Genomic DNA, 12,176 nt, shown 5'->3' on the forward strand with positions numbered 1-12,176 from the left:
ATGACCCAGAAGATCATTCGCGTCGGTAACATCGAGATCGCCAACGACAAGCCGTTCGTCCTGTTCGGCGGCATGAACGTCCTGGAGTCCCGTGACCTGGCCCTGAAAGTCTGCGAGGAGTACGTACGGGTTACCGAGAAACTCGGTATCCCCTACGTGTTCAAGGCCAGCTTCGACAAGGCCAACCGCTCGTCGATCACGTCGTACCGCGGTCCGGGCCTGGAAGAGGGCATGCGGATCTTCGAGGAAGTGAAGAAGACCTTCGGTGTTCCGGTCATCACCGACGTCCACGAGCCATTCCAGGCCGAGACCGTCGCCAAGGTCTGCGACATCATCCAGCTGCCGGCCTTCCTGTCGCGGCAGACCGACCTGGTCGTGGCGATGGCCAGGACCGGCGCGGTGATCAACATCAAGAAAGCCCAGTTCCTCGCGCCCCAGGAAATGAAACACATCCTGACCAAGTGCGAAGAGGCCGGGAACGATCAGTTGATCCTCTGCGAGCGCGGTTCCAGCTTCGGCTACAACAACCTGGTGGTGGACATGCTCGGCTTCGGCATCATGAAGCAGTTCCAGTACCCGGTGTTCTTCGACGTGACCCACGCCCTGCAGATGCCTGGCGGTCGCGCCGACTCGGCGGGCGGGCGTCGTGCCCAGGTCACCGAGCTGGCCCGTGCCGGCTTGAGCCAGGGCCTGGCCGGCCTGTTCCTGGAAGCCCACCCGGATCCGGACAATGCCAAGTGCGACGGTCCATGCGCCCTGCGCCTGGACAAGCTGGAGCCGTTCCTGACCCAGCTCAAGCAACTGGACGATCTGGTGAAGAGTTTTCCGACGGTAGAAACCGCATAAGACGTGTTTCTCCGGTAAAGTACCCCCCGTTCAACCCCTGACCTCAAGGTCAGGGGTTTTTCTCCGCGCCAGGCCTGCCCGTGCCCCCAGCCTGGAACAGAGCGGAATTTTTCAAGCTGCGTTGTTTTCGTCAATTCTGGAGTGCTTACAACAATGGCAAAAATCGTCGACATCAAAGGTCGTGAAGTTCTCGATTCCCGGGGCAACCCTACCGTGGAAGCGGACGTACTGCTCGACAACGGCATCATTGGCAGCGCTTGCGCGCCGTCCGGTGCTTCCACCGGTTCCCGCGAGGCACTGGAACTGCGTGATGGCGACAAGAGCCGTTACCTGGGCAAGGGCGTGCTGAAAGCCGTCGCCAACATCAACGGCCCGATCCGCGACCTGCTGCTGGGCAAGGATCCGCTGGACCAGAAAGCCCTGGACCGCGCCATGATCGAACTGGACGGTACCGAGAACAAGGCCAAGCTGGGCGCCAACGCCATCCTCGCCGTGTCCCTGGCCGCCGCCAAGGCCGCCGCCCAGGACCAGGACCTGCCGCTGTACGCGCACATCGCCAACCTGAACGGTACCCCAGGTCAGTACTCCATGCCGGTTCCGATGATGAACATCATCAACGGTGGCGAGCACGCCGATAACAACGTCGATATCCAGGAGTTCATGGTTCAGCCGGTTGGCGCCAAGACCTTCTCCGACGCGCTGCGCATGGGCACCGAAATCTTCCATCACCTCAAAGCTGTGCTGAAGGCCCGTGGCCTGAACACTGCCGTGGGTGACGAAGGCGGTTTCGCGCCCAACCTGTCCTCCAACGAAGACGCCCTGGGTGCCATCGCCGAAGCCGTGGCCAATGCCGGCTACAAGCTGGGCACCGACGTGACCCTGGCCCTGGACTGCGCTGCCAGCGAATTCTTCGAAGACGGCAACTACAACCTGTCCGGTGAAGGCAAGTCGTTCGATGCCGAAGGTTTCGCCGAGTACCTGAAAGGCCTGACCGAGCGCTTCCCGATCATCTCCATCGAAGACGGTCTGGACGAGTCCGACTGGGCTGGCTGGAAGATCCTCACCGACAAGATCGGCGAGAAGGTACAGCTGGTTGGCGACGACCTGTTCGTGACCAACACCAAGATCCTGAAGGAAGGCATCGACAAGAAGATCGGTAACTCCATCCTGATCAAGTTCAACCAGATCGGCTCGCTGACCGAAACCCTGGAAGCCATCCAGATGGCCAAGGCTGCCGGTTACACCGCGGTGATCTCGCACCGTTCGGGCGAAACCGAAGACTCCACCATCGCCGACCTGGCCGTGGGGACCGCAGCGGGTCAGATCAAGACCGGTTCGCTGTGCCGCTCCGACCGCGTTTCCAAGTACAACCAACTGCTGCGTATCGAAGAGCAACTGGGTGCCAAGGCGGTTTACCGCGGTCGTGCCGAGTTTCGCGGCTAAGCGATAGATGGTAAAAAGACAGCATCGCGTTGTGACAAGGTTTTTCCGATCTGTCCGACGCGGGCACTGCAAGTGCTGAAATCACAAAGCCTGGCTTCGGTCAGGCTTCGTGCCATCAGCCCTTCGCAGATGCGGTCTTTTGCCACTGGATGCCCTGATGCGTAGTCCCTATTGGTTGTTTCTCGTCCTTCTCGCGTTGCTCGGTGCCTTGCAGTACCGGCTGTGGGTGGGTAACGGCAGCCTGGCCCAGGTGGCCGAACTCAAGCAGCAGATTGCCGACCAGCACGCCGAGAACGAGCGTCTGCTGGAGCGCAACCGTGTGCTCGATGCCGAAGTACTGGAGTTGAAGAAAGGTATGGAAACCGTCGAAGAACGGGCTCGCCATGAACTGGGAATGGTCAAGGAGGGTGAAACCCTCTACCAGATGGCCCGATGAATACTCCGCTGCCTGCCTTCTGGGCAGTGATCCCCGCCGCCGGCGTGGGTGCGCGCATGGCCGCCGACCGGCCCAAGCAGTACCTGCAACTGGGCGGACGCACGATTCTCGAACACAGCCTCAACTGTTTTCTCGACCATCCCTCACTGAAGGGGATGGTGGTCAGCCTTGCCGCTGACGATCCCTACTGGCCGGGCCTGGCCTGTGCCAGCGACCTGCGTATCCAGCGCGCCGCCGGCGGTCGCGAGCGCGCCGACTCGGTGCTCAATGCCTTGTTGCTGCTGCACGCCCAGGGCGCGGCGGACAGCGACTGGGTGCTGGTCCACGATGCCGCGCGGCCCAACCTGGCCCGTTCCGACCTCGACCACCTGCTCGCCGAACTGGCCGAGGATCCGGTGGGCGGTCTGCTTGCCGTACCGGCCCGCGATACCCTCAAGCGCGCCGATGCCGACGGCCGGGTCGTTGCCACGGTCGATCGCAGCACCATCTGGCAAGCCTACACCCCGCAGATGTTCCGCCTTGGCGCCCTGCACCGGGCCCTGGCTGACAGCCTGGTGGCGGATGTGGCGATCACCGACGAAGCCTCGGCCATCGAATGGGCCGGCCAGGCGCCCCGGTTGATCGAAGGGCGCAGCGACAACATCAAGGTCACCCGCCCGGAAGACCTGGAATGGCTGCGTCAGCGCTGGTCCCAGCGCTGATCCTTCAGCCCGCCAGATACTCCGGTCTCAGGGCCAGTCCTTCGCGCAAGTGATCCACCAGCTTGCGCACCTTCGGCGACAGATGCCGCTGCTGCGGATACAGCGCCCACACCGCGGTGTTGGGCGGCTGGTGGGCTTCGAGCAGCGATACCAGGGCACCCGTGCCCAGATGCTCCAGCACGTAGTAGTCCGGCAGTTGGCACAAGCCCATCCCCTGCAAGGCCGCGTCGAGCACCGCCTGGCCGCTGTTGCAGCGCCAGTTGCCCTGTACCCGCTGGGCGATTTCACGGCCGTCCTGCTGCATCGCCCAGATGTCCGAACTGCCGATCAGGCAGTTGTGCCGCGCCAGTTCGGACAGGCTGTGTGGCCGGCCATACCGACTGAGGTAGTCCGGGGATGCGCACAGGTACATGCGTCGTGGGGCGATTCGCGCTGCCACCAGTCGCGATTCCTGCAGGCGACCGAGACGAATCGCCAGGTCCATGCCTTCGTGCAGCAGGTCGAGGGTGAGGTTGGTCAGCTCGATATCCACCCGTAGCTGCGGGTACTGACTCATGAAGCTGGTCACCAGCGGAACGACGAAGCGCTCGCCGTAAGCCACCGCGCACGTCATGCGCAGCAGCCCCTTGGGTTCGCTGGTCAGGTCGCCCATGGCGCGCAAGGCTTCCTCGCGGCCATCCTGCAGGCGCTGGCAATGCTGAAGAAACGTCTGTCCGGCCTCGCTCAACGTGACGCGGCGAGTACTGCGGTACAGCAGGCGGGTCTGCAGGCGTTCTTCCAGGCGCGCCACCTGGCGGCTGACATGCGAGGACGACACGCCCAGGCGGTCGGCGGCCGCGGTGAACTGGCCGGTTTCGGCCACGGCGACGAACTCGTCGATCCCTTCCCAACGGCTGCTCATCAATTATCCCTGTATGGCAATAATGTTTTGTCTTCGCCTGGATTATTCATCAAATGAGCTTGAATTACACTGCGGGCTTGAACTGTCCCTTCGTTGGAGAAGATTGATGATCAAGTCCCGTGCCGCCGTTGCCTTCGAGGCCAAGAAACCCCTGGAAATCGTCGAGGTCGATGTGGCGATGCCCAAGGCGGGTGAAGTGCTGTTGCGCGTGGTCGCCAGCGGCGTATGTCACACCGACGCCTACACCCTGTCCGGTGCCGACCCGGAGGGCATCTTCCCGTCGATCCTCGGCCATGAGGGCGGTGCCATCGTCGAGGCCGTGGGGGAGGGCGTGACGTCGGTAGCGGTGGGCGATCATGTGATCCCGCTGTACACCCCGGAATGCGGCCAGTGCAAATTCTGCCGTTCGGGCAAGACCAACCTGTGCCAGGCGATTCGCGCCACCCAGGGCAAGGGCCTGATGCCGGACGGTACTACTCGTTTCTCCTACAAGGGGCAGCAGCTGTTCCACTACATGGGGACCTCGACCTTCTCCGAGTACACCGTGCTGCCGGAAATCTCCGTGGCCAAGATCCAGAAGGAAGCGCCGCTGGAGAAGGTCTGCCTGCTCGGCTGCGGCGTGACCACCGGTATCGGTGCGGTGCTGAACACCGCCAAGGTCAAGGTTGGTGACACCGTGGCCATCTTCGGCCTGGGCGGTATCGGTCTGTCGGCGATCATCGGTGCGGTCAAGGCCAAGGCCTCGCGCATCATTGCCGTGGACATCAACCCGGGCAAGTTCGAGATCGCCCGTCAGCTCGGCGCAACCGACTGCGTCAATCCGAAGGATTACGACCGCCCGATCCAGGAAGTGATTGTCGACCTGACCGATGGTGGCGTGGACTTCTCCTTCGAGTGCGTGGGCAATGTCCAGTTGATGCGTGCGGCGCTGGAGTGCTGTCACAAGGGCTGGGGCGAGTCGGTGATCATCGGTGTCGCTGGTGCCGGCCAGGAAATCGCCACCCGTCCGTTCCAGCTGGTCACCGGTCGCGTCTGGCGTGGCTCGGCCTTCGGTGGGGTGCGCGGTCGCAGCGAGCTGCCGAGCTATGTCGACATGGCGGAAAAGGGCGAGATTCCGCTGGACACCTTCATCACCCACACCATGGGTCTGGAAGACATCAACAAGGCCTTCGACCTGATGCATGAAGGCAAGAGCATCCGCAGCGTCATCCATTTCTGAGGTCGCCCATGAGCCTGGAAAACATTTCCTGTCAGAAAAGTTTCGGTGGCTGGCACAAGCGCTACCGTCACCGTTCCGAGGTGCTTGGCTGCGACATGGTTTTCGCGGTCTACCTGCCGCCGCAGGCCGAGCAGGGGGGCAAGCTGCCGGTGCTGTACTGGCTGAGCGGGCTGACCTGCACCGACGAGAACTTCATGCAGAAGGCCGGCGCGCACAAGCTCGCCGCCGAGCTGGGGCTGATCATCGTCGCGCCGGACACCAGTCCGCGCGGCGCCCAGGTGCCGGGTGATCCTGACGGTGCCTGGGATTTCGGGCTCGGTGCCGGCTTCTACGTCAATGCCACCCAGCAGCCGTGGGCCAGCAACTACCGCATGTACGACTATGTGGTGAGCGAGTTGCCGACGCTGATCGAAGGGCATTTCCCGGCGTCGCAGCAGCGCGCGATCAGTGGTCACTCCATGGGCGGCCATGGGGCGCTGGTCTGCGCACTGCGCAACCCGGGTCTCTACCAGTCGGTGTCGGCCTTCGCCCCGATCAGCAACCCGATGGATTGCCCGTGGGGGCAGAAGGCGTTCGGCCGTTATCTGGGCGAGGACCGCTCGCGTTGGCGCGAATGGGATGCCAGCGTGCTGATCGCCCAGGCCGACGAGCGTTTGCCGCTGCTGGTGGACCAGGGTGATCGCGATGATTTCCTGGAGAACCAGCTCAAGCCACAGGTGCTGCAGCAGGCCGCGCAAGCGGCGGGCTATCCGCTGCAACTGCGTCTGCAGCCGGGTTATGACCACAGCTACTACTTCATCGCCAGCTTCATCGATGACCATTTGCGGCATCATGCCGCAGCGCTGGGAATCGGCCGCGGCTGAGGCGACAATTCAAGCCCAAGGCCCGGTAAAGCGGGTAGAATCACGCCCTGACTCAATCAGGGCGTTTTTTTATGCGTATTGGCCACGGCTACGATGTGCACCGCTTCGCGGAAGGCGATTTCATCACCTTGGGCGGCGTGCGCATCGCGCACACATTCGGGCTGCTGGCCCATTCCGATGGCGACGTGCTGCTGCACGCCCTGAGCGATGCCTTGCTCGGCGCCGCCGCGCTGGGTGACATCGGTCGCCATTTCCCCGATACCGATCCGCAGTTCAAGGGCGCCGACAGCCGCGTGCTGCTGCGTCATGTGGTGGAGCTCGTCCAGGCCAAGGGCTGGAAGGTCGGCAACATCGACGCCACCATCGTCGCCCAGGCGCCGAAGATGGCCCCGCATATCGAGCGCATGCGCGAAGCGATCGCCGCGGACCTGCGGGTCGAACTCGACCAGGTCAACGTCAAGGCCACCACCACCGAGAAACTCGGGTTCACCGGGCGTGAGGAAGGCATCGCGGTGCACGCTGTTGCCTTGTTGCTGCCAGCATGACCGAACTCGAACTTCTCGGTCCGCGTGCCAGCGGGCCGGCGCTGGGTAGCGCGGTACTGAAGGCGGTCGCGGACGACTTCCAGGTCGATGAAGTGCTCGACATTCCGCTGTCGGGGCAGGGCGAGCACCTGTGGCTGTGGGTCGAGAAGCGCGACCTGAATACCGAAGAGGCCGCACGCCGCCTGGCGCGCGCCGCCGGTGTGCCGCTGAAGGGCATCAGCTATGCCGGTCTGAAGGATCGTCAGGCGCTGACCCGTCAATGGTTCAGTCTGCACCTGCCGGGCAAGGTCGATCCGGACCTGGCCGCGGCGGAGAACGAAAGCCTGCGCATCCTTCAGCGCACCCGCCATTCGCGCAAGCTGCAGCGCGGCGCGCATTCGGCCAACGGCTTCACCCTGCGCCTCACTCAGCTCCAGGCCGATCACGCGGCGCTGGACGCCCGCCTCGAACAGCTGCGCGACCAGGGCGTGCCGAACTATTTCGGCGCCCAGCGTTTCGGTCACGGGGGCGGCAATGTCGAGGAAGCACGGCACTGGGCGGAGCGCCAGGCCCTGCCGGAGCAGCGCAACCTGCGTTCGCGTCTGCTGTCCAGCGCGCGCAGCTATCTGTTCAACCGTGTCCTCGCCGAGCGGGTCGGCGATGGCAGCTGGCAGCGCGCCCAGGTGGGTGATCTGCTGGCGTTCACGGACAGTCGTAGCTTCTTTCCGGCTGGCGAGTCGGAATGCAGCGATCCTCGCCTGGCCATTCTCGACCTGCATCCCACCGGTCCGTTGTGGGGCGAAGGACTGCCGGCCAGTCAGGGTGAGACCGGCGCGCTGGAGCAGCGTATCGGCGACGACCAGGCGCGGCTCTGCCAGTGGCTCGGCAATGCCGCTCTCAAGCAGGAACGTCGCATTCTGCGACTGCCCATTGCCCGGCTGACGTGGCATTATCCCGAGCCTGATATTCTGCAACTGGAATTCGTCCTTCCGGCCGGATGTTTCGCCACCGTGGTGGTGCGCGAACTCGTCGATCTGGTCCCGGCAGGGCAGACGGACAGCCCATGCGTATTCTGATTTCCAATGACGATGGCGTCATCGCGCCCGGACTCGCCGCGCTCCACGGTGCGCTGGTGGATTATGCCGACTGTGTGGTGATCGCTCCGGACCAGGACAAGAGCGGTGCCAGCAGTTCGCTGACCCTCGACCGTCCACTGCATCCGCAAACCTTGCCCAACGGTTTCATCAGCATCAACGGCACGCCGACCGACTGCGTTCATCTCGGTCTCAACGGCCTGCTGGAGCAGACCCCGGATATGGTGGTGTCGGGTATCAACCTGGGCGCCAACCTGGGGGATGACGTGCTGTATTCGGGCACTGTCGCCGCGGCGCTCGAAGGGCGTTTCCTCGGCAACACCTCGTTCGCTTTCTCGCTGTTGTCGCGCTTGCCGGACAACCTGCCCACCGCGGCCTACGTCGCGCGCAAGCTGATCGAGGCCCAGGCGCGCCTGGAACTGCCGCCGCGAACCGTGCTCAACGTCAATGTTCCCAACCTGCCACTGGATCATATTCGTGGTCTCCAGCTGACCCGCCTGGGGCACCGCGCGCGCGCCGCCGCGCCGATCAAGGACGTCAATCCGCGGGGCAAGGAAGGCTACTGGATCGCGGTTGCCGGTGATGTCGAGGATGGCGGACCGGGCACCGACTTCCATGCGGTCATGCAGGGCTATGTGTCGATAACCCCGTTGCAGCTGGACCGTACCTTCAACGATGCCTTCGAACACCTGGGTGGCTGGCTGGAGGGTGTGCTCTGATGCGTGATCAGGACGATATGATGCGCCGTGGTATCGGCATGACTTCCCAGCGTACACGTGAGCGGCTGATCCAGCGCCTGTGCGAGGAAGGCGTGTCGAATCCGCGGGTACTGGATGTACTGCGTCGCACGCCGCGGCATTTGTTCGTCGATGAAGCGCTGGCGCACCGCGCCTACGAAGACACCGCTCTGCCGATCGGCCACAACCAGACCATTTCCCAGCCATTCATGGTCGCGCACATGAGCGAGGTGTTGCTCGAGGCCGGCCCGCTGGACAAGGTCATGGAAATCGGTACCGGCTCTGGGTACCAGACTGCCGTGCTGGCGCAATTGGTGGAGCGGGTGTTCTCGGTCGAGCGGATCAAGGTGCTGCAGGATCGGGCCAAGGAGCGCCTGACCGAACTGAATCTGCGCAACGTGGTGTTCCGTTGGGGCGACGGCAGCGAAGGCTGGCCGGCCCTGGCACCCTACAACGGCATCATCGTCACCGCGGTCGCGGCGGAAGTCCCGCAGGCACTGCTCGATCAACTGGCACCCGGTGGGCGCATGGTGATTCCGGTGGGCGCCGTCGGAGAAACCCAGCAGTTGTTGCTGATCGTGCGCGAGGAGCATGGCTTCTCTCGACGAGTACTGGGTGCGGTACGCTTCGTCCCACTGCTCAGCGGCACCCTGTCCTGACCACTGTTTATTTTCATGCGTAGCGAATTCTTCGCGCTGCGCCGGGTCTATCAGGCGGGTGTCATGCTTGCCGGTCGGCAACCCGTCACGTTTTAAGTCTGTTCAGCGCGCGCAAGTCGTTTGCGCCTGGTTATAATTGCAACGTTATTGCATTTTCAAACTCGATCACCAATTAAGGGAGCGGCGGGTGAGTCAAACAGTCATTCGGCAGCGTATGGGTCTATCAAGCATCAGGCTTCTGGTGGTTGCACTTGCCTTTGGCACGTTGGTGACGGGTTGCTCCAGCACTTCTTCCTCTTCCAGCAGTGCGCGGGTGGTCGATCGCAACAATGCCGCGCCCAAGCGGCCCGCGGTGACCTCCGGGCAATACGTGGTCCGGCCCGGGGACACGCTGTTCTCCATCGCTTTCCGTTATGGCTGGGACTACAAGTCCCTGGCCGCACGCAACGGCATCGAGCCGCCCTACACCATTCGCCCGGGGCAGGCGATCCGTTTCGACGAGCCTTCTTCCGGCACTTCCCGCGTGGTGACCTCGACTTCGCCCTCGAGCAAGACCACCGTGACCCGACGTCCCGCAGGCACTCCGCCACCGCCGAAAAGTACCAGCACGGCAACCACCACACCGATGGTCACACCGTCCACCGCACCTACCCAGGTTCCCGCCGCAGAGCGCTCCAGCGGCGGCTGGGCGTGGCCCGCGAATGGCGTGCTGATCGGGAAATTCGCTTCAAACGGTAGTTTGAATAAAGGCATTGATATCGCCGGGGATTTGGGACAGCCTGTTTTTGCCGCCTCTGATGGTTCGGTGGTGTACGCCGGTAGTGGCTTGCGGGGCTACGGTGAACTCGTAATCATCAAGCACAACGAAACCTACGTGAGTGCCTACGGTCATAATCGCAGGCTTTTGGTTCGGGAGGGACAGCAAGTCAAGGTTGGGCAGACGATTGCCGAAATGGGGTCCACGGGCACCGATCGGGTGAAGCTTCACTTTGAGATTCGCCGCCAGGGTAAACCGGTAGATCCTTTGCAGTTCCTGCCAAATCGTTGATTGTTGGTTCCGGCCTGTTCCTTAGCGTAATGGGGACAGGCTCAAGCGACGCCATGGAAAAGGTGCGCTCGAGTCTGAGTTCGAACTCAGCAAAGGACTATAACAATGGCTCTCAGTAAAGAAGTGCCGGAGTTTGACATCGACGATGAGGTTCTCCTCATGGAGACCGGCATCGTTTTGGAAACGGATGTGGTGTCAGACGAACCTGCTGTACCTTCGGTTCGGACCAGGGCCAGACAAGGCTCTTCGCTGAAACAGCACAAGTACATCGACTACACCCGAGCACTTGATGCGACTCAGCTTTATCTCAATGAAATCGGTTTCTCTCCGCTGCTGACGCCTGAAGAGGAAGTCCATTTTGCGCGCCTGTCGCAAAGTGGTGATCCCGCAGGCCGCAAACGCATGATCGAGAGCAACCTGCGCCTGGTGGTGAAGATCGCCCGACGCTACGTGAACCGTGGGCTTTCCCTGCTCGATCTGATCGAAGAGGGCAACCTGGGGCTGATCCGGGCGGTCGAGAAGTTCGATCCCGAGCGTGGTTTCCGGTTTTCCACCTACGCGACATGGTGGATTCGCCAGACCATCGAGCGGGCGATCATGAACCAGACCCGCACTATCCGCCTGCCGATTCATGTGGTCAAGGAGCTGAACGTCTACTTGCGCGCGGCGCGGGAATTGACCCAGAAGCTCGATCACGAGCCTTCTCCTGAAGAGATCGCCAACCTCCTGGAAAAACCGGTTTCGGAAGTCAAGCGCATGCTTGGCCTCAACGAGCGGGTTTCTTCGGTGGACGTTTCTCTGGGGCCAGACTCGGACAAGACGCTGCTCGATACCCTGACTGACGACCGTCCGACCGACCCCTGCGAGCTGCTGCAGGATGACGATCTGTCCCAGAGCATCGATCAATGGCTGAGCGAACTGACCGACAAGCAACGTGAGGTAGTCATTCGTCGTTTTGGCCTGCGTGGCCATGAAAGCAGTACGCTGGAAGACGTAGGGCTGGAAATCGGCCTTACCCGTGAGCGGGTGCGTCAGATTCAGGTCGAAGGGCTCAAGCGCCTACGCGAGATCCTGGAGAAGAATGGCCTGTCCAGCGAGTCGCTGTTTCAATAACAAGAACGATCAGCCTTGCATGAAAACGCCCCGACTGGTTCGGGGCGTTTTTATTTGGCCGTGGGGCATCAGTCGAATCTGTCGGTGATGAGTCTTTTGATGTAGGCAATCGCTTACATGGTGCGTAAGCCAATGTAGTAAATTCGGGTAAATAGTACGTGATTGCCTGTCTGATTTTTTATTAAGTATTTGAAATTAAAGAGTTTTATCTTGTGCTTCGGTAACCCTGTTGTCTTTTTTTGAGAGCCATTGCCCGTTGCGACCAAGGTCGTACGAGTTAATATTTGTCCTGTGTCTACGGACTGACACAGGTTTTCAACGGATGAAGACCAAGGACATCGCAGGATGCGATTCATCAGGACGATGAAAGGGAATACAGGGACTACGGAAAAAATGTGGGCGGGTCAAACCGCCCCTTTTTTTTGCCTGCAGAAAATGAAAAAAGGCCCGTAACAGACTGTGTGAAAACACACTGACAGGCCCTATACCAAACGCCCCGACTTGTTCGGGGCGTTTGTTTTTGTGCTGAAAAGGCTCTTCAGCCCATCAGTTGCATCATTTGCTTGGCACCCAGGACACTGATCGCCCGCTT

Annotated in this window: 13 protein-coding genes; 12 read left to right on the forward strand and 1 reads right to left on the reverse strand. The window is 61.8% G+C overall.

Going from position 1 to position 12,176, the window contains the following annotated elements; all coding sequences use genetic code 11:
• From kdsA to ispD, 4 genes are all read left to right on the forward strand, one after another.
• Positions 1-846: a 3-deoxy-8-phosphooctulonate synthase gene (gene kdsA / locus RTI28_RS21515; RefSeq protein ID WP_316922304.1), complete on the forward strand. Its 846-nt coding sequence runs from the start codon at positions 1-3 to the stop codon at positions 844-846.
• A gap of 153 nt (positions 847-999) precedes the next feature.
• The gene (gene eno, locus RTI28_RS21520) at positions 1,000-2,289 is read left to right on the forward strand and encodes a phosphopyruvate hydratase (protein WP_042121906.1); all 1,290 of its coding nucleotides are present in this window, start codon (positions 1,000-1,002) and stop codon (positions 2,287-2,289) included.
• 157 nt (positions 2,290-2,446) lie between these two features.
• Complete coding sequence (gene ftsB, locus RTI28_RS21525) at positions 2,447-2,725, forward strand: cell division protein FtsB (RefSeq protein ID WP_042121905.1); 279 nt, start codon at positions 2,447-2,449, stop codon at positions 2,723-2,725.
• Entirely contained in the window at positions 2,722-3,426 is a 705-nt protein-coding gene (gene ispD, locus RTI28_RS21530; protein WP_316922305.1) for a 2-C-methyl-D-erythritol 4-phosphate cytidylyltransferase, read from the forward strand. Before ftsB ends, ispD begins: the two co-directional genes overlap by 4 nt.
• Before the next feature lie 4 nt (positions 3,427-3,430).
• On the opposite strand, the gene RTI28_RS21535 is transcribed toward ispD, so the two are convergent.
• The gene (locus RTI28_RS21535) at positions 3,431-4,327 is read right to left on the reverse strand and encodes a LysR substrate-binding domain-containing protein (protein WP_316922306.1); all 897 of its coding nucleotides are present in this window, start codon (positions 4,325-4,327) and stop codon (positions 3,431-3,433) included.
• A 106-nt stretch (positions 4,328-4,433) separates the two neighbouring features.
• Here RTI28_RS21535 and RTI28_RS21540 point away from each other — a divergent pair, with 106 nt between their 5' ends.
• The 8 genes from RTI28_RS21540 to rpoS all read left to right on the forward strand — a co-directional run bounded on the left by RTI28_RS21540 (position 4,434) and on the right by rpoS (position 11,584).
• The gene (locus tag RTI28_RS21540; RefSeq protein ID WP_316922307.1) at positions 4,434-5,546 is read left to right on the forward strand and encodes an S-(hydroxymethyl)glutathione dehydrogenase/class III alcohol dehydrogenase; all 1,113 of its coding nucleotides are present in this window, start codon (positions 4,434-4,436) and stop codon (positions 5,544-5,546) included.
• 8 nt (positions 5,547-5,554) lie between these two features.
• Positions 5,555-6,409, forward strand: a complete 855-nt coding sequence (gene fghA, locus RTI28_RS21545) for an S-formylglutathione hydrolase (protein WP_316922308.1) — start codon at positions 5,555-5,557, stop codon at positions 6,407-6,409.
• Between the two features lie 71 nt (positions 6,410-6,480).
• Complete coding sequence (gene ispF, locus RTI28_RS21550; RefSeq protein ID WP_316922309.1) at positions 6,481-6,954, forward strand: 2-C-methyl-D-erythritol 2,4-cyclodiphosphate synthase; 474 nt, start codon at positions 6,481-6,483, stop codon at positions 6,952-6,954.
• On the forward strand, positions 6,951-8,009 hold the full coding sequence (gene truD / locus RTI28_RS21555) for a tRNA pseudouridine(13) synthase TruD (RefSeq protein ID WP_316922310.1): 1,059 nt from the start codon (positions 6,951-6,953) through the stop codon (positions 8,007-8,009). Before ispF ends, truD begins: the two co-directional genes overlap by 4 nt.
• Positions 7,997-8,746: a 5'/3'-nucleotidase SurE gene (gene surE / locus RTI28_RS21560; protein WP_316922311.1), complete on the forward strand. Its 750-nt coding sequence runs from the start codon at positions 7,997-7,999 to the stop codon at positions 8,744-8,746. Before truD ends, surE begins: the two co-directional genes overlap by 13 nt.
• Before the next feature lie 38 nt (positions 8,747-8,784).
• Positions 8,785-9,423, forward strand: a complete 639-nt coding sequence (locus RTI28_RS21565; protein WP_167335840.1) for a protein-L-isoaspartate(D-aspartate) O-methyltransferase — start codon at positions 8,785-8,787, stop codon at positions 9,421-9,423.
• Between the two features lie 187 nt (positions 9,424-9,610).
• Entirely contained in the window at positions 9,611-10,471 is an 861-nt protein-coding gene (locus tag RTI28_RS21570; protein WP_316922312.1) for a peptidoglycan DD-metalloendopeptidase family protein, read from the forward strand.
• Between the two features lie 105 nt (positions 10,472-10,576).
• Positions 10,577-11,584 (forward strand): RNA polymerase sigma factor RpoS, encoded by a 1,008-nt coding sequence (gene rpoS, locus RTI28_RS21575; RefSeq protein WP_042121895.1) that lies wholly within the window; start codon positions 10,577-10,579, stop codon positions 11,582-11,584.
• Positions 11,585-12,176 lie beyond the last annotated feature (592 nt).

The sequence above is a fragment of the Pseudomonas sp. zfem002 genome, from assembly GCF_032621685.1.
GTDB classification, from domain to species: Bacteria; Pseudomonadota; Gammaproteobacteria; order Pseudomonadales; family Pseudomonadaceae; genus Aquipseudomonas; species Aquipseudomonas japonica.

What these genes read in the sequence shown, in the direction of transcription:
- RTI28_RS21565 (WP_167335840.1), top strand. Translation starts at nt 8,785, where the DNA reads ATGACTTCCCAGCGTACACGTGAGCGGCTGATCCAGCGCCTGTGCGAG.
- truD (WP_316922310.1), top strand. Translation starts at nt 6,951, where the DNA reads ATGACCGAACTCGAACTTCTCGGTCCGCGTGCCAGCGGGCCGGCGCTG.
- kdsA (WP_316922304.1), top strand. Translation starts at nt 1, where the DNA reads ATGACCCAGAAGATCATTCGCGTCGGTAACATCGAGATCGCCAACGAC.
- fghA (WP_316922308.1), top strand. Translation starts at nt 5,555, where the DNA reads ATGAGCCTGGAAAACATTTCCTGTCAGAAAAGTTTCGGTGGCTGGCAC.
- RTI28_RS21535 (WP_316922306.1), bottom strand. Translation starts at nt 4,327, where the DNA reads ATGAGCAGCCGTTGGGAAGGGATCGACGAGTTCGTCGCCGTGGCCGAA.
- RTI28_RS21540 (WP_316922307.1), top strand. Translation starts at nt 4,434, where the DNA reads ATGATCAAGTCCCGTGCCGCCGTTGCCTTCGAGGCCAAGAAACCCCTG.
- ispD (WP_316922305.1), top strand. Translation starts at nt 2,722, where the DNA reads ATGAATACTCCGCTGCCTGCCTTCTGGGCAGTGATCCCCGCCGCCGGC.
- ispF (WP_316922309.1), top strand. Translation starts at nt 6,481, where the DNA reads ATGCGTATTGGCCACGGCTACGATGTGCACCGCTTCGCGGAAGGCGAT.
- ftsB (WP_042121905.1), top strand. Translation starts at nt 2,447, where the DNA reads ATGCGTAGTCCCTATTGGTTGTTTCTCGTCCTTCTCGCGTTGCTCGGT.
- surE (WP_316922311.1), top strand. Translation starts at nt 7,997, where the DNA reads ATGCGTATTCTGATTTCCAATGACGATGGCGTCATCGCGCCCGGACTC.
- rpoS (WP_042121895.1), top strand. Translation starts at nt 10,577, where the DNA reads ATGGCTCTCAGTAAAGAAGTGCCGGAGTTTGACATCGACGATGAGGTT.
- eno (WP_042121906.1), top strand. Translation starts at nt 1,000, where the DNA reads ATGGCAAAAATCGTCGACATCAAAGGTCGTGAAGTTCTCGATTCCCGG.